At 65.1% G+C, this 14,131-nt stretch carries 20 protein-coding genes; 3 read left to right on the top strand and 17 right to left on the bottom strand.

Going from position 1 to position 14,131, the window contains the following annotated elements:
- Positions 1 to 47 precede the first annotated feature (47 nt).
- From ACRVY7_RS19070 to ACRVY7_RS19060, 3 genes are all read right to left on the bottom strand, one after another.
- Positions 48 to 206, bottom strand: a complete 159-nt coding sequence (locus ACRVY7_RS19070) for a hypothetical protein (protein ID WP_431818226.1) — start codon at positions 204 to 206, stop codon at positions 48 to 50.
- On the bottom strand, positions 206 to 985 hold the full coding sequence (locus ACRVY7_RS19065) for a type IV toxin-antitoxin system AbiEi family antitoxin domain-containing protein (RefSeq protein WP_431818225.1): 780 nt from the start codon (positions 983 to 985) through the stop codon (positions 206 to 208). The genes ACRVY7_RS19070 and ACRVY7_RS19065 overlap by 1 nt, the downstream gene beginning before the upstream one ends.
- 84 nt (positions 986 to 1,069) lie before the next feature.
- The gene (locus ACRVY7_RS19060; RefSeq protein ID WP_064864060.1) at positions 1,070 to 1,738 is read right to left on the bottom strand and encodes a hypothetical protein; all 669 of its coding nucleotides are present in this window, start codon (positions 1,736 to 1,738) and stop codon (positions 1,070 to 1,072) included.
- Between the two features lie 44 nt (positions 1,739 to 1,782).
- Here ACRVY7_RS19060 and ACRVY7_RS19055 point away from each other — a divergent pair, with 44 nt between their 5' ends.
- Positions 1,783 to 2,355, top strand: coding sequence for a YdeI/OmpD-associated family protein (locus ACRVY7_RS19055; protein WP_431818224.1), 573 nt, complete (start codon positions 1,783 to 1,785; stop codon positions 2,353 to 2,355).
- Positions 2,356 to 2,368: 13 nt separating this feature from the next.
- Here ACRVY7_RS19055 and ACRVY7_RS19050 read toward each other — a convergent pair whose 3' ends face one another.
- The 6 genes from ACRVY7_RS19050 to rnhA all read right to left on the bottom strand — a co-directional run bounded on the left by ACRVY7_RS19050 (position 2,369) and on the right by rnhA (position 6,623).
- Positions 2,369 to 3,160: an SDR family oxidoreductase gene (locus ACRVY7_RS19050; RefSeq protein WP_431818258.1), complete on the bottom strand. Its 792-nt coding sequence runs from the start codon at positions 3,158 to 3,160 to the stop codon at positions 2,369 to 2,371.
- A gap of 72 nt (positions 3,161 to 3,232) precedes the next feature.
- The gene (locus ACRVY7_RS19045) at positions 3,233 to 4,234 is read right to left on the bottom strand and encodes an aldo/keto reductase (protein ID WP_431818223.1); all 1,002 of its coding nucleotides are present in this window, start codon (positions 4,232 to 4,234) and stop codon (positions 3,233 to 3,235) included.
- Positions 4,231 to 4,698, bottom strand: a complete 468-nt coding sequence (locus tag ACRVY7_RS19040; RefSeq protein ID WP_431818222.1) for a MerR family transcriptional regulator — start codon at positions 4,696 to 4,698, stop codon at positions 4,231 to 4,233. The genes ACRVY7_RS19045 and ACRVY7_RS19040 overlap by 4 nt, the downstream gene beginning before the upstream one ends.
- A 29-nt stretch (positions 4,699 to 4,727) precedes the next feature.
- Complete coding sequence (locus ACRVY7_RS19035) at positions 4,728 to 5,207, bottom strand: gluconokinase (protein ID WP_431818257.1); 480 nt, start codon at positions 5,205 to 5,207, stop codon at positions 4,728 to 4,730.
- Complete coding sequence (locus tag ACRVY7_RS19030) at positions 5,200 to 6,135, bottom strand: D-isomer specific 2-hydroxyacid dehydrogenase family protein (RefSeq protein WP_431818221.1); 936 nt, start codon at positions 6,133 to 6,135, stop codon at positions 5,200 to 5,202. The genes ACRVY7_RS19035 and ACRVY7_RS19030 overlap by 8 nt, the downstream gene beginning before the upstream one ends.
- Entirely contained in the window at positions 6,135 to 6,623 is a 489-nt protein-coding gene (gene rnhA, locus ACRVY7_RS19025) for a ribonuclease HI (RefSeq protein ID WP_049699485.1), read from the bottom strand. Before rnhA ends, ACRVY7_RS19030 begins: the two co-directional genes overlap by 1 nt.
- Before the next feature lie 69 nt (positions 6,624 to 6,692).
- Between rnhA and ACRVY7_RS19020 the strand changes: the two genes are divergently transcribed.
- Complete coding sequence (locus tag ACRVY7_RS19020; protein WP_064864049.1) at positions 6,693 to 7,469, top strand: methyltransferase domain-containing protein; 777 nt, start codon at positions 6,693 to 6,695, stop codon at positions 7,467 to 7,469.
- A 332-nt stretch (positions 7,470 to 7,801) separates the two neighbouring features.
- A complete protein-coding gene (locus tag ACRVY7_RS19015; protein WP_049699368.1) occupies positions 7,802 to 8,326 on the top strand; it encodes a DUF1697 domain-containing protein in 525 nt (174 codons plus the stop codon).
- A gap of 2 nt (positions 8,327 to 8,328) precedes the next feature.
- Here ACRVY7_RS19015 and ACRVY7_RS19010 read toward each other — a convergent pair whose 3' ends face one another.
- The 8 genes from ACRVY7_RS19010 to ACRVY7_RS18975 form a co-directional block, all read right to left on the bottom strand.
- A complete protein-coding gene (locus ACRVY7_RS19010; protein WP_064868162.1) occupies positions 8,329 to 8,811 on the bottom strand; it encodes a hypothetical protein in 483 nt (160 codons plus the stop codon).
- A 50-nt stretch (positions 8,812 to 8,861) separates the two neighbouring features.
- Complete coding sequence (locus ACRVY7_RS19005) at positions 8,862 to 9,827, bottom strand: isopenicillin N synthase family dioxygenase (RefSeq protein WP_431818220.1); 966 nt, start codon at positions 9,825 to 9,827, stop codon at positions 8,862 to 8,864.
- 33 nt (positions 9,828 to 9,860) lie between these two features.
- Positions 9,861 to 10,313 (bottom strand): MarR family winged helix-turn-helix transcriptional regulator, encoded by a 453-nt coding sequence (locus ACRVY7_RS19000; protein WP_049699483.1) that lies wholly within the window; start codon positions 10,311 to 10,313, stop codon positions 9,861 to 9,863.
- Positions 10,314 to 10,394: 81 nt separating this feature from the next.
- Positions 10,395 to 11,138 (bottom strand): hypothetical protein, encoded by a 744-nt coding sequence (locus ACRVY7_RS18995; protein WP_431818219.1) that lies wholly within the window; start codon positions 11,136 to 11,138, stop codon positions 10,395 to 10,397.
- A complete protein-coding gene (locus ACRVY7_RS18990; RefSeq protein WP_431818218.1) occupies positions 11,135 to 11,551 on the bottom strand; it encodes a CoA-binding protein in 417 nt (138 codons plus the stop codon). The genes ACRVY7_RS18995 and ACRVY7_RS18990 overlap by 4 nt, the downstream gene beginning before the upstream one ends.
- 11 nt (positions 11,552 to 11,562) lie before the next feature.
- The gene (locus tag ACRVY7_RS18985) at positions 11,563 to 12,435 is read right to left on the bottom strand and encodes a hypothetical protein (RefSeq protein ID WP_431818217.1); all 873 of its coding nucleotides are present in this window, start codon (positions 12,433 to 12,435) and stop codon (positions 11,563 to 11,565) included.
- 1 nt (position 12,436) lies between these two features.
- A complete protein-coding gene (locus tag ACRVY7_RS18980) occupies positions 12,437 to 13,747 on the bottom strand; it encodes an NAD(P)/FAD-dependent oxidoreductase (protein ID WP_431818216.1) in 1,311 nt (436 codons plus the stop codon).
- Between the two features lie 3 nt (positions 13,748 to 13,750).
- Positions 13,751 to 14,071, bottom strand: a complete 321-nt coding sequence (locus tag ACRVY7_RS18975; RefSeq protein ID WP_431818215.1) for a hypothetical protein — start codon at positions 14,069 to 14,071, stop codon at positions 13,751 to 13,753.
- Between the last annotated feature and the right edge of the window lie 60 nt (positions 14,072 to 14,131).

The raw sequence follows: 14,131 nt of genomic DNA, 5'->3' as shown, positions 1-14,131 counted from the left end.
ACATCCGCTCGCGAAGCTTCACTCGCATCTGTCAGAAACACGTGTATTTACGACGCCGCGCTACCCATTCCGCCAATCTCCAAGCGCTCCAGCCACTCTCGCACCATCGGCACCATGCGGTTCTGTCGCAGATCGGCCCAGACCCATCGGATCACCATCGGTCCGAGGCGCCTGACGCCGTCCTCGCGCGCCTTCTCGCGCTTCATCACGTCGAGCGCGGTCTCGTCGTCGCCCAGATCCTTGTGTACTTGCGCATACCGTCGAACTCGCCGACGAGCTTGCCCTCCCAGTCGTAGTCGACCTTGGCGACGAATTGGCCGTCGGCGTCGAAGTATTCTCGCTGCAGTCGTGGGACCGGCAGTTCGGCGACGATCATCTGACCTCTGCCCCACGACTCGCCCGCGTTGTCGGCCAGTGGGCTCGCGAACGCGAGCGCCCTTCGCGCGACGGCGACACCACGGCGTCGCCCGTCGAGGAGCGCCGACATCCTCTCGCGATCGGCACCGAGTCGCAGCGCGGAGTCGAAGACGGCGAGTGCCTGGAAGAAGTTGCCGCTGCACGCGATGTCGACGGCGGTGACCTCCAGCGACGTCACCGTGATGCCGTCGATCACCGTGATGTCGTCGGACCCCAGACGACCGGAGTGCAGATGTCGCTGGGTTTCGATGCGCCCGCCGGTCTTGTGCCCGGTGGTCAGGTGGACCCGCGACAGGTCGGGGAACAGCAGCGACATCCCGTGGAGCACGCCCGCCGACTGATGACTCAGCGGTACGTCGGATTCGGACAGCAGCGTTGCCGCGACCGCCTTCAGCCGATGCTTGACCTCCGGCGTGCGGCTTTTGTCGGGCAGCACGTAGGCGCCGGGCCACACCCGCACGAGGGTGCCCGCGTCGACGGCGCGCGTGAGTTGCCGATCGGAGGCGCCCGCGTCGAGCGCCGTGCGTCGCAGTATCAGTCCGTGTTCGTTGACCGGGAAAGTGTCCATACATGTTCGACGTCGAGAACGTCGGTCTGGATCCACCCGATTCCGACCTGTGCACAACCGACAGCCGAGCCGAAAGAAACACGCTCAGCGCTCCAACTCGCCCGCGATTCGCTGCTCGATCTGGGCGGCGGCGACGTCCGGGACGTCGATGAGTCCGTCGAGCTCCTGGCGAGCCTTGCGGTAGGCGGCCTGGCGTTCCGCGGGTGTGGCGGCGGCGTCTGCGGCGACGGAGATCAGCTTGCGCGCGCGGTCGAGCGACTCGCGCTCGATGGGCGAGAAGTCGGACTGTTTCCGACGCCGCGCCTCGCGTTCGGCCGCGTCGAAGGCCGCTGCGTAGTCGCCGACGGCGTCGCGGTAGCGCTCGAACTCGAGCGGGTCGAGTTTCTGGTCGGCGGACGCCGGGCGCAGATCGTCGGCGCGGATCTTCGCGCGATGAAACGCCAACGTCAGCGGCTCGCGCATGTCGGTCATCATGGGGAACTCGATCAGTGTCGCCAGGTCGAGTTCAAAATCGAACCATCGCTGATCAATCGCGTCGTGCTTCTCGAGCACCTTGGTGATGGCTGACTTGTCGGCCTGGGTGAGTCGTAGTTGCTCGGTCTGCGCGCTCGCCTTGACCCGGGCGAGTTCGATCTTGTCGCGTCGACGCTTCTCGTTGTAGCGGGCGACCGACCCGGCCCAACCGCCGATAACTCCGCCAATCGGGAAAATCAGCCACCAGTTATTGCCCATGAAGTGCAAGAACTGATCCATGAGACAACAGTACCCACGTCATCGGCCGCGACTACTGTGTCGGCATGGCCAAAGCGGACGCCCCTACGCACGTCTTCGACACCATCGACGACTGGCGGAACTGGCTCGCGGACAACCACGATTCGTCGTCGGGAATCTGGTTGGTGTTCTGGCGCAAGGACTCCGGCCACGTCGCCCTCGACTACGACGAAACCGTCCGCGAGGCGCTGTGCTGGGGATGGATCGACGGACACACCCGCACACTCGACGAGCAGCGTCGCGGAATGTGGTTCACTCGCCGCGGCCGCACCAGCGCGTGGTCGGCGTCGAACAAGAAGCGCGTCACCGAACTCCTCGCCGCCGGCCGCATGCAACCGGCCGGGCAGGCCGTGATCGACGACGCCAAGGCGCGCGGCCTCTGGAACCTCCTCGACGACGCGGAGGCGGGTGTTGAGCACCCCGAGCTGACCGCGGCACTCGACACGACGCCGCAGGCGCGCGAGCACTGGGACGCGTTTCCGCCGAGTGCGCGGAAGCTCGCGCTCACCCAGATCGCGATGGCGCGCAAACCCGAGACCAAGTCCGCTCGCATCGCGACCATCGTCGAGCGCGCGTCCCGCAACGAGCGGCCTTCGTGAGGCGGGTGGGTTTCTACATATCGGGGATCGGGAGATCGAGGTTCGGAGCGATGATTCCGCCGTCGACCTCGAGCACCTTTCCGGTCACGTAGGCACCGGCAGGCGACGCGAGATAGACGGCCGCGGCAGCGATGTCCTCGGGCTCGCCGAGACGGTGCATCGGTGTCGCGTTCTCGATAGCCGTTCGCATCGTGTCGTCGGCGGCTACGACGTCGAGCGCCGACGTCAGGATTGCGCCGGGCGCGAGCGCGTTGACCCGGATACGCGGGTTAAGATCCATCGCCGCGAGCCGTGTGTAGTGCGCGAGCGCGGCCTTGGCCGTTCCGTACGCCGCGTACGCACGGCCGGGCAGCCGACCCATGGCCGATGTGATGTTGATGATCGAGCCCGAGCCGGCCGTCTCCAACACCAGCGGAACCGCGGCCGTCACCAGCGCATGAGCATTGGCGACGTTGAAACCAAAGGCGTCGCTCAGATTCTTCGGCGAGGTATCGAGCAGCGGTCGTGGCATCGCGCCGCCGACGTTGTTCACGACGGTGTCGAGCCGTCCGAACGCGTCGACGGCGGTCTGCGCGAGGGCTGCCGCAGCGTCTGGATCGGAGAGGTCGGCGACGACGACGCGCGCACGCCTGCCCCGGTCGGCGACCTCGGCGGCCACCTTCTCCAGTTCGCTTTCGCTGCGTGCTGAGATCACCACGTCGGCGCCCGCCTCGGCGTACGCGACAGCGATCGCCGCTCCGAGGCCGCGGCCCGCGCCCGTGATGACCGCGACGGTGTCGTCGAGTCGGAATCTGTCCAGGATCACGACTCCCGACAATGCCACAGAACTGCAACACGTTCTAGATTTTGGCAAAGGAGCACAGCATCGCGGGCCGAACTACGACGACCGGCCCGCCACCCAGTCCATATCGGGGTAGCGATCGCCCGCGGGGCGCAGCGTCGACAATCGCTCGAGCTGATCCGAACTCAGTTCCACCGACAGCGCGCCGAGGTTCTCGTCGAGGTAGCGCGTGCGCTTGGTGCCGGGGATCGGCACGACGTCGCCACCCTGAGCGAGCAGCCACGCCAACGCGACCTGACCCGGTGTGGCATCGACCTCGGTTGCCACTGCACGTATCTCGTCGACGAGTGCCAGGTTGTGGTCGAGGTTCTCGGCCTGCCACCGCGGGAGCGTCGAACGGAAGTCGCCGTCGGAAACCTGCACTGCCGCAGCAGATCCCGTCAACATGCCGCGGCCGAGCGGACTGTAAGGGACCATCGTGACGCCGAGTTCGCGTGCGGCGACAACATCCGACGATTCGACGTCCCGGCTGAACAACGACCACTCCGATTGCAGCGCGGCGATGGGATGCACCGCTGCTGCGCGGCGCAAGGTGTCGGCGTTGGCCTCGCTGATGCCGAGTTCGCGGACCTTGCCTGCGGTCACCAACTCTGCCATCGCCCCGACAGTCTCCTCGATAGGCAGCTTCGGGTCGACACGATGCAGGTAGTAGAGGTCGATGGTGTCGACGCCGAGACGTCGCAGCGAGGCGTCGACCGCCGACCGCACATACGCAGGCGAACCGTCGACTTCGCCGTTGGGATAACCGGTTTCGGGATCGAGCACGATGCCGAACTTGGTCGCGAGCACCACGTCGTCTCTGCGGTCGGCCAGAACTCCCGCGAGAAGTTCTTCGTTGGCGCCCGCACCGTAGACGTCCGCGGTGTCGAGCAGGTTGACCCCGACGTCGAGAGCGTGATGCAGCGTAGCCCTCGCCTCGTCCTGATCGGCCTCTCCGTAGGCGAAACTCATTCCCATACAACCCAATCCGAGTGGTGAGACCTCGAGGGAGCCGATGCGCCTGCGGTTCGCGGTTGTCGAGTCTGTTGATGCGGTCATGGCTGTGTCCTTCCGCCGTAGGTGGCGATCTTGTATTCGGTTGCTGCCAGCGAGAGCGTGAGTTCTGAGATCTGGCGTCGAATCGTGTCGCGATGTTCCAGTAGCATTTCGAGCCGCTCCGGGACGGTGTCGTCGCCCTCGTCGACCAGTTCGACGTAATGCTGGAGGTCGCGAATGGCCATGCCCGACAGCCTCATTCGTGTCAGGAAGACCAGCCTCCGCACGGCGTCAGCGTCGTAGCGTCGGTTTCCCGACGGATCGCGGGGCACGTCGACGAGTCCGACGCGCTCGTAGTACCGCAGTGTGTGCGCCGAGACGTCGAGCATCTCCGCCGCCTGGGCAATGGTCAGCGGTTCGTCGATCTCGTCCGCTTCGACCAGGCGGTGGATGACCTCGACCGACAGCGGACCGTCGAGTTCGTTCAACGTGGCCAACGCCCTGCTCATGAGGTGATCTGTACTCATGACAGCAACGCTAGGCCTTCGAGCGCGCTCTAACGCAACACCTGATCGACGATCACCTCGAGCGGCAGCGTGGCGTCGACGGTCATCCCCTGCTCGTCGGGTCCGAGCGGTTCGAGAGCGGCGAACTGCGAGTCGACGAGCGCTGCGGGCATGAAGTGGTCTCGCCGCCCGCGTACGCGTGTCAGTGCAGCGTCACGGTCGAGGGCGAGCATCACGAAGAACACTCCGGGCGCCCTACGGCGCAGTCGATCCCGATAGCTGCGACGCAGTGCCGAACAGGCGGCAACGCCGTCGTCATGCTCAGCGAGCCAGGTACCCACCACCTCGAGCCAGGGCATCCTATCGGCGTCGGTGAGTGGATGTCCCGCAGCCATTTTCGCGATGTTCGCGGCCGGATGCAGATCGTCGGCGTCGACGAACGGCGCCTTCAACCGTGCAGCGAGCGCGGCGCCGACCGTGCTCTTCCCACACCCCGACACACCGCAGACGACGATGGGGGGCTCAGTAATCGTGACCAGCCGCCACGGTGGACACGAGATCGTCTCCTGCGCGGAACCGACGGATGTTCTCCGCGATCCACGGCGCGAGCTCGCGAGTGAGACCCGACGATGGGTTGGCGATGTGCGGTGTGATGATCACGTTCGATAGCGACCACAGCGGATCGTTTCGCGCGGGCGGTTCGGGATCGGTCACGTCGAGTGCAGCGCCCGCGATCTCATGCCCCTTGAGCGCCCAGTACAGCGCCTGTTGGTCGACGAGAGGTCCGCGTGCGATGTTGACCACCCACGCATGGGAAGGCAACTGCGCCAACACCTTTCCGTTGATCAGGTGATGGGTTTCGGGAGTCGACGGGGCGGCCAGGACCACGTGATCGCACGACGACCACACCTCATCCATCCGCGACGACGGCAACGTGCGCTCGGCGCCGTCGACCTCGCGTCCCGAATGATTGACCGCGAGAACCGAAGCGCCACAGGCCTTCAGACGAGGAATCAGCGATCTCGCGATGCCGCCCGCACCGATGATCGCCACGGTCGCCCCGCGCAGTGTGCGCACCGCGGGGTCGATGTGGTCTTTGTCCCAGCCCCACCGCACCGACGTGTTGATCTGCCGAAGACCGGCCAGCAAGAGCGCGAGTGCGTGCTCGGCGACGTTCTCGGCATAGAAGCCGGACGCATTCGTCCACACGCGCTTGTTGTCGAGAACACCCGCGGCGACGAACTCTTCGATCCCCGCCGTCTTCAGCGCCACCCACTCGACGGTGTCGGGGAGATCGGGGAATCCCGCCGCGCCTCCCAGCCAGATCAGGACCCGGGCGGCGTCGAGGTCGGTCTGCGTCGCGTCGGCGCCGTCGAGTGCCGCGGCGATGTATTGATCGCGCTCGGGGAGGACGGCGACCGAGATCGTCGAATCAGTATGCGAGGCGGCCGAACTCATCACTCACGCCCAGCGAGTTTCTTTGCGGCAGATGTTGCGAGCGTGTCGGCGATCTCGTTGTAGTGGTCTCCCGCATGACCTTTCACCCATTTCCAGGTCACCTCGTGCACCTTCTCCTCCTCGATGAGGCGGCGCCACAGGTCTGCATTCTTCACGGGCTTCTTGTCTGCTGTTTTCCAACCGTTGCGCTGCCAGCCACTCACCCACTTGGTGATGCCGTTTCGCACGTAACTCGAGTCGGTGTAGAGGATCACCTTCGACGGCTTGGTCAGTGCCGCGAGTCCCTCGATCGCTGCCGTCAATTCCATCTTGTTATTGGTGGTATCGGGTTCAGCGCCGGAGATCTCCTTCTCATGACCGCGGTATCGCAGAACCGCACCCCATCCGCCCGGCCCTGGATTGCCCAGGCAGGCGCCATCGGTGGAAATTTCGACGACGTCTGCGGCGGCCGATGCGGCCGTCACCAGTGCGTTGTCACCATCGTTCACGAGAGTCTCTGACACTCCTCCCAGGTTACCCACTGCCATGATCGCTGTGAATTGCATAGAGTTGGTTGCATGCCGGTCTGGGATCCGAGTCGATACCTACAATTCTCCGACGCTCGTGCCCGCCCCTTCCTCGATCTGATCGCCGAGGTGCCGACCAATCCGTCGACCATCGTCGACCTCGGATGCGGGCCTGGGCAGCACACCAAGCACCTACGCGAACGCTGGCCCGAAGCCCTGGTCCTCGGAATCGACGCCTCGACAGAGATGATCGCCGAGGCCATCCGCGAGAACATGGACGGGCTGGCCAACTACGACGTCGCCGACCTCACCGAGTGGACACCTCCCGAACCCGTCGACCTGTTCTTGTCGAACGCGGTGTTCCAGTGGGTCCCCGATCAGGAGGTCGCAATCGAGCGGCTACTGCCCCACCTCAACGACGGTGGCGCCTTCGCGATCCAGGTTCCCAACAACACCGGTGCCGCCACCTATCGCAGCCTCAACGAACTCGCCGAAGAGGAGCCGTACGCGCAGTACCTCGGCGACGTCCGCAGGCTCCCCTGGCTCGAGCCCGACTTCTACCTGAACTTCTTCGCCGAGCGCGGCTACGAGGTCAACGCGTGGGAGTCGACGTATCTGCACATACTCAAGGACAAGGGCGACGACCCGGTCTTCGACTGGATCTCCGGCACCGGCGCGCGTCCTTTCCTCGAGGCGCTTCCCGACGAACTGCGTGACGAATTCAGCGAACAACTCAAGCTCCGACTCCGCGCGGCCTACCCCGCCCGCGACTGGGGCACTGTGCTGCCCTACCGCCGCACCTTCGCCGTGGCCTACCTCCCCCGCTGACCACCCCACCCACCGACCAACCCAACAACCGCGATGATGCGCGTACCGTCGGATCCAGTGGGTCCATCTCCCGCGGGTCCGCGGAAAGTGCGTTGCACATGAACCAGCCAGTACCAGTTCCGCCACCACCGCCCACGCCGACGCCGGCTCCTGAGCCGATTCCGGAACCCCCGCCAGAGCCGCCAATCCCGGTCCCTGCGCCGGAACCGATTCCTGATCCAAGCCCGACTCCTCCGTCACCAGAACCACCCGAGCGGCCCCTCGTGATCTGAAAGCTTGGGTCAGGACCAACGACGCTAACAGAGCGCCAAAGTCGGTGAGACACTGTAAACATGCCACGTCGAGCAGTGCTGATCAGAGCGATCAACGTCGGTGGTGCGAAGGTTCCGATGAAGGAATTGCGCAGCATCGCAGGCGATCTCGGAGCAACCGACATCTCGACCTACATCGCTTCCGGCAACCTGATCTGCACGCCACCGGCGGCGCCGAACCATTTCGACAGAGCGCTCGAGGCGGCAATCGAGCAGCGCTACGGATTCTTCCGCGAAGTGATCAGCCGTTCGCGCGACGAACTCGTGACCGCTCTCGACACCCACCCGTTCGACGTCGTCGACGAGAAGTTCTCGTACGTCTACTTTTTGGTGGATACGCCACCGGAGGATCGACTGAAAGCGTTTTCGGACAAGGTCTTCGGCAACGATCTCTCCCAGGTCATCGGCTCCGATCTCCACATCCGCTACGCGGAGGGCGCAGGCACCTCGAAGCTGACGGCACCTGTGATCGCACGGGGACTCGGCGTGCAGGGCACAGGACGCAACCTACGGACAGTCCGCAAGCTGATCGAGCTGACCGCCTAGTGTCAGGCCCGCCCGATCGTGCTGATCGCGGCGTCGATATCGCTGCGCTGCTGCTCCGCGGGCGTCTCCCACAGCTTCTTCGGTAGTTCCTCGAGTTCGACGATGGCGGCGTCGATCGCTTCGAGTTCCGAGTCCCGCTCCTCCTCGGGGAGGGTCGAGACGTGAATGAGCTTGTCGTCCAAGTCGAACACTGCCGCGTCGAGACGATCGCGCTCGGCCACCAGGCCGGCGTCGTTGGCGATCCACGGGTTCTGGTGGACGTCGGCGATGGCATAGCGGATTCGACGGTGCATCCGCGCCTCACGTGACGTCGACGTCGTCCAGTCATCAGGGGCGCGGCTCGGCTGGCCGGGGATGAGGTCGTTGGAGCGCGCGAAGCGTCGAACCCGCTTGTCGGAATCGACGGCGAACCACGCCGCTCCTGCCAGAATGATCAACGCGACCGCAATGGTCACGATGATGACTATCCACGCGACCGCGCTCATGATTGGACTCCCTGCACCGACATCTCACCCGACACGGACATAGTCCGACCTTAGCCGTGGTGTCGCGCCGCGACGTCGGGATGCGCGCGTGTCCTCGACTTCCACGCGTTCTCCCCGTACGTCGAGTAGAGCGGGTTGGCCGGATCCTCTTCGACGCCGCGCGAGAGTTGTGCGAGGTCGGGCGGTAGGGCGAGCGTCGGGACCCGGGCGTCGAGCGCCGGATTGAGGAAATACGGGATCGAGATCCGGTCGGTTCCCGGCGCCGGAGCGAGTACCCGGTGCCGCGTCGCCCGCAGGAAGCCGCCCGTCGCGACCTCGAGCAGTTCTCCGATGTTCACGATGAACGCACCCTTGAGCGGCGGTGCGTCGATCCACTCGTCGGCACCCGCCTCCACCTGTAGGCCGGTCGAATCCGGTTCGACGAGCAGCAGCGTGAGCACACCTGAATCCTTGTGCGCGCCAACGCCTTGCGATGTCTGCGTGGTGCCCGGATAACGCACCACCTTGATCAGAGTGGCCGGTGCCGTCGCGAAGGCGTCGTCGAAGACGGTCGCATCGCCGGTGAGTGCGTGCGCCCAGTGACGCAGCAGTTCGAGCCCAACCTCCGACAGGGCGGCGTCCCACTTCTCGAACGCGGGACGCAGCTCCGGAAGGGCAGACGGCCACAGGTTCGGCCCCTGCAGATTCCAATACCCCTGCGCATTCTCGATCACGTCGCGCTCGGGTCCGATATCGATCTGCTCGCGCCAGTCGACCTCCGAGTTGGTCAGTTCGCCACCAAGGCGCGAGTAACCACGGAAATGCGGACTCTCGAGCTGGCTGATCTCCTCCTTGGCTTGAGCGGGAAGCGCGAAGAAGCGCCTGGCCAGCGCCAAGATCTCGTCGATCTGCTGTTGCGGGACGCCGTGTCCGACGAGGTAGAAGAAGCCGACTCGATGCGTCGCGTCGAGGAGCGCGGATTCGAACCCCGCGGGATCGGAGGCGGCCGTCGAGAGGTCGATGATCGGTAGACCCATCAGTCCATTATCTACCCGAGCTAAAACGGGGCCTTACGCGCTCGGCGCCTTCGCCGCCGCGACCGCGGCCGTGTTGACGCGCGTCAGGGCTCGGTGCAACTCTTCGAGATCAGACAGCTCGACGCCCAGTGCATCGACGACGGCCCCGGGAATCGACAGCGCCTGCTCACGCAGTGCACGACCCGACGACGTGAGCTCGACGTCGACGTTGCGTTCGTCATCGCCGCGACGCCTGCGCACGATGAGTTGCTGTTGTTCGAGTCGCTTGAGAAGCGGAGAAAGGGTCGCGGAGTCGAGCTGCAGCACCGCACCGATATCTTTGACCGCCCTCGGTTCCGACTCCCAGAGCGCGAGCATGACCAGATACTGCGGATGCGTCAGGCCGAGCGGATCAAGCAATCGGCGATAGATGCGCAGTACCGAACGATTCGCCACGGCCAACGCGAAACAGACCTGCCGCTCCAGGAGTAGCGGGTTGGTGTCCATGTCGTGCGGATCGGCCGTGTCCTGCGAACTCACCTATTCAGTGTGTCATATTCAATCGTTCGCTATCGATTGGCGAGGTGCTCAGGCGGCAGTGCTCGGTGCTTCGGGGTCGGGCTGCGACGGCCTACCCGCGACGAGGTCGGCAAGCTTCAGTCCATAGGAACCGAATTGCGCGTCGAAATGCTCCGCGCGGTACGTGGCACGGTCCAGTTTGGCCTTCGAATAGTGCTTGCGTGCCCAACGAGAACCCGGGCGCGCCAACCGAACTGCGCCGATCCACGCGACCGGCGGGAGGTACGCCCCGATGACGGCCGTCGAATACTTGCCCTTGGCCACGCAGACGAGCAGCACACCGATGTGCACGACGAGGACCACGAGAATCACCACGTGGCCTGCGCCGAACCGGGCCGACTCGTCGTCGTCGGTGGTGACGGGATTGAGACCGAGCAGCAGTAGCCCGAGTGCCGCCACGGTGAGGGCAACGACCTGCACCGAGAGTTGGCCCTCACGCGACCAGTACACGTCCTGCATGTGCAGGATCATCGCGAACTCGTCGAGCACCAGCGACGCCCCGATGCCGATCAGCACTGCCGCGATCTCGCCGGCGGGCGCAGTGCCGTCGGCCGCCACGGACGTGATGGCGCCGATGATCAACAGGATGATCCCGGGTACCGCGTGATGGATGTGCACGCCACCGGAGACGTTGTTGCGGAACGGCCCCTTGCCGGCACGGATCAGGCGGGTGATGACGCGGGTGATGACGAACGTCAGCAGGAACGCCACGAACAGCAGCGCCAGTGGTAGTCCCGCCGGACCGTGGTTCATCGCTTCGGCGTGATCCCGGTGCGTTGCTGCTCGATCTTGAGGCAACGATCCTCGACGTAGAGCAGTCCGGCTTCCTCGGCGATCGCACGCGCCTCCGGCGACGTGATCCCCAGTTGCAACCAGAGCGCCTTGGCGCCCGCGGCAACGGCCTCGCGAGCGATCTGCGGGCAGTCGGCCGACGGCCGGAACACGTCGACGAACTCCACCTGCTCCGGAACGTCGGCGAGAGTCGGGTAGACGGTCTCTCCGACAATCGTCTCGGCAGTGGGATTGACCGGGATGATGCGCCAGCCAAGCGACTTCATCAGGGCGGGAACCCCGTTCGACGGCTTGGCAGGGTTGGCGCTTGCCCCGACGACGGTGATCGTGTCGAAGGTGCGCAGGATCTGTTCGGCGACATCATCGGTGCTCATGGTGCCCAAGTCTAGGTGTGCACTCCCTGCGCAGCGGGCTGCTCGCCTTCCTCACTCGTCAACCACGCAACCAGCGACGCACCGATGATGGCGCACACGAAGCCGACGACCGCGAGCCACTCCAGTCCGTCGACGGCCTTGTCGCCTAGGAACACCACACCGACGATGGCGGGAAGACCTGTCTCTCCGACGACGAGCACTGCGGTGACGGCGTTGACCGGTCCGATCTGCAGCGCAAGGGTCTGGATGTAGAACGCCATGGCACCCGCGATCGCGATGGTCCATGCTGCCGGATCTTTCAGCACCGTGAGGGGGTCGAACGGGGAGACGCCGTCGAGCACACGCACCGCGACTGCCAGCGCGCCGTACATGAGACCCGCGATCGCGCCTCCGAAGATGGCTCCGCGACTTCCGAGTGCCCGCATGACCGCGACGCCGAGTACCGCAACCGCCGTGGTGATCACGAACAGCGCCCAGTGGAATTTCATGTCAGCGTGTGTCGACGCCTCTTTGGACGCCGATGCGCCGAGTACACACAGCGCGAACACGACGAGCAGGATCGCCGCCCAGTCTTTTGCGCGCAGTGCGGTATGGAGCATCACCGTGCCCAACAGTGCGGTCACGATGAGATTGCCCGCCACGATCGACTGCGCGAGGAACAGCGGCAGGAATCGCGCCGCGATCGCGCCACCGATGAAACCGAGCATCACGGTCAGCGTGCCGAGGAGAAACGTCGGATTGGTGAACGCGGCTAGCGCACCGCTCGCCGATCCGCTGTTGCCGGAACCCTGTGCCGCCTCTTGTGCCCCTTTGGCACGCAGGACCGTCGAGAGTCCGTATGCCAATGCAGCCAGACACGCCGCGACGATACCGATGACGTACATGTCACTCGTCGGGGTAGGGCTGATGCGCTCTGCGAGGGTCGCCGTAGGTGATCGCTCGTTCGCTTCGAGTTCCGGTGATCAGCGTGGCCGACCAGGTCACCAGCGCGCCCATGCGGTTCCGAACGCCCGCGAGGAAGGCCACGTGGATCACTCCCCACGCGAGCCAGCCCAACGTTCCCGACATTTCCAGCGGACCACTCTGCACGATGGCATTTCGTCGCGCGATGTAGGCGGCATTTCCGAGGTCGTGATACTTGAACGGCTTACGTTCTGATTGTCCCGCAACGAGATCCGCGATCACGCCACCCACGTGACGTCCACCCTGCATGGCCACCTCTGCCACGCCCGGCAGTTTGTTCAACGACGACGTGTCGCCCGCGACGAATACCTCGGGGTGTCCTTCGACGGAGAGGTCGTCGCGCACCGGAATCCGACCGGAGCGGTCGGCCTCGACGCCGAGCGCCTTGGCGAGAGTCCGCGCGAACGGGACAGCCTCGACGCCCGCTGTCCACAACGTCGTCCTGGCTTTGTATGTCGTGGTCTCGTCGGTCTTCTTGTCCTTGGTCGTGACCGTGTCCTCGCCGACGTCGACGACATGGACCCCGAGATGGGTTTCGACGCCGATCTTGTCGAGGGTGCGCTGCGCCTTCTTGGACAGCGACTCGGTGAACGACGGCAGGATGCGATCAGCTCCGTGGAAGAGGAGAACCCGGGCTTCGGTCGGGTCTATCGAATCGAACTCTCGACCGAGTGCGAGCGTCGCCAATTCGCGTATCTGTCCGGCGATTTCGACGCCGGTAGGGCCCGCGCCTGCGACAGCGAAGGTGAGCCACTTCCGACGCTCCTCGGGATCGGTGAGCGTCTCGGCAATCTCGAAGGCGCCCAACACTTGTCGTCGAATCGCAAGTGCGTCGTCGAGCGTCTTCATGCCGATCGAGTTCTCGATCGCGTCGTCGCAGCCGTGATACGCGGTCCGCATGCCGGTCCCGACGACGAGGTAGTCGTAGCTGATCTCGGCGGGACTGCCGTCGGCACCGAGAACGGTGAGAACCTTTGCCGCGACGTCGATGTCGTCGGCCTCGCCGAGCACCACGTTGACGTTGCGCTGACGTCGAAGCAGATGCCTGATCGGGCTGGTGATGGCACCTTCCGAGAGCACCCCGGTTGCGCACTGGTAGAGAAGCGGCTGGAAGAGGTGGCTGGTGCCGCGATCGACGACGGTGATCGAGACCGGCACCTTCCTGAGTCGCCGAGCTGCGTGTACTCCGGCGAACCCGGCTCCGATGATCACTACGTGTGGCTTGGAGGCCATGCTTCAGGCTCCCGTGTGAGAGGTGGTGGCGGTGCGGGAGGTGACCGCGTACGTCGCGGCGCCGAATGCACCGGTCACCGCGAAGACCGATGGCCATGCGCCGATCTTCTTCGCGAGTGGGTGTGACAGCCCGAACGCTGCGAGGTAGCCCGTGAGAAGTCCGGCCGCCGGTCCCGGACCCCTGCTCAGCCACTGGCGCGTGCACCAGGCGCCCGCGATTCCGAGGACCACGCCCCCGAGTGGACGTTTGCCGGTGTACCTTGCGGTCGCATATCCGCCGATCAAGCCAGCACTGGCAACACCGACAGTGGGATCCACATGCATGCCGGTCAGCCTAGCAATGGTTGCGGCTGCGCCGCGTGGTTGCGCGTCGAGCTGAGCGCC

The organism is Gordonia jacobaea (assembly GCF_965344965.1).
Lineage (GTDB): Bacteria > Actinomycetota > Actinomycetes > Mycobacteriales > Mycobacteriaceae > Gordonia > Gordonia jacobaea.
This window is presented reverse-complemented; position numbering and strand designations above follow the sequence as displayed.

Coding starts and splice junctions, on each gene's coding strand:
- ACRVY7_RS19030 (WP_431818221.1), bottom strand. CDS start 6,135: ATGAGTTCGGCCGCCTCGCATACTGATTCGACGATCTCGGTCGCCGTC.
- ACRVY7_RS19060 (WP_064864060.1), bottom strand. CDS start 1,738: ATGGATCAGTTCTTGCACTTCATGGGCAATAACTGGTGGCTGATTTTC.
- ACRVY7_RS19065 (WP_431818225.1), bottom strand. CDS start 985: ATGGACACTTTCCCGGTCAACGAACACGGACTGATACTGCGACGCACG.
- ACRVY7_RS18980 (WP_431818216.1), bottom strand. CDS start 13,747: ATGGCCTCCAAGCCACACGTAGTGATCATCGGAGCCGGGTTCGCCGGA.
- ACRVY7_RS18975 (WP_431818215.1), bottom strand. CDS start 14,071: ATGCATGTGGATCCCACTGTCGGTGTTGCCAGTGCTGGCTTGATCGGC.
- ACRVY7_RS19055 (WP_431818224.1), top strand. CDS start 1,783: ATGGCCAAAGCGGACGCCCCTACGCACGTCTTCGACACCATCGACGAC.
- ACRVY7_RS19000 (WP_049699483.1), bottom strand. CDS start 10,313: ATGGACACCAACCCGCTACTCCTGGAGCGGCAGGTCTGTTTCGCGTTG.
- ACRVY7_RS19040 (WP_431818222.1), bottom strand. CDS start 4,698: ATGAGTACAGATCACCTCATGAGCAGGGCGTTGGCCACGTTGAACGAA.
- ACRVY7_RS19045 (WP_431818223.1), bottom strand. CDS start 4,234: ATGACCGCATCAACAGACTCGACAACCGCGAACCGCAGGCGCATCGGC.
- ACRVY7_RS19010 (WP_064868162.1), bottom strand. CDS start 8,811: ATGAGCGCGGTCGCGTGGATAGTCATCATCGTGACCATTGCGGTCGCG.
- ACRVY7_RS18990 (WP_431818218.1), bottom strand. CDS start 11,551: ATGAGCACCGATGATGTCGCCGAACAGATCCTGCGCACCTTCGACACG.
- ACRVY7_RS18985 (WP_431818217.1), bottom strand. CDS start 12,435: ATGTACGTCATCGGTATCGTCGCGGCGTGTCTGGCTGCATTGGCATAC.
- ACRVY7_RS19020 (WP_064864049.1), top strand. CDS start 6,693: ATGCCGGTCTGGGATCCGAGTCGATACCTACAATTCTCCGACGCTCGT.
- ACRVY7_RS19070 (WP_431818226.1), bottom strand. CDS start 206: ATGAAGCGCGAGAAGGCGCGCGAGGACGGCGTCAGGCGCCTCGGACCG.
- ACRVY7_RS19005 (WP_431818220.1), bottom strand. CDS start 9,827: ATGGGTCTACCGATCATCGACCTCTCGACGGCCGCCTCCGATCCCGCG.
- ACRVY7_RS18995 (WP_431818219.1), bottom strand. CDS start 11,138: ATGAACCACGGTCCGGCGGGACTACCACTGGCGCTGCTGTTCGTGGCG.
- ACRVY7_RS19015 (WP_049699368.1), top strand. CDS start 7,802: ATGCCACGTCGAGCAGTGCTGATCAGAGCGATCAACGTCGGTGGTGCG.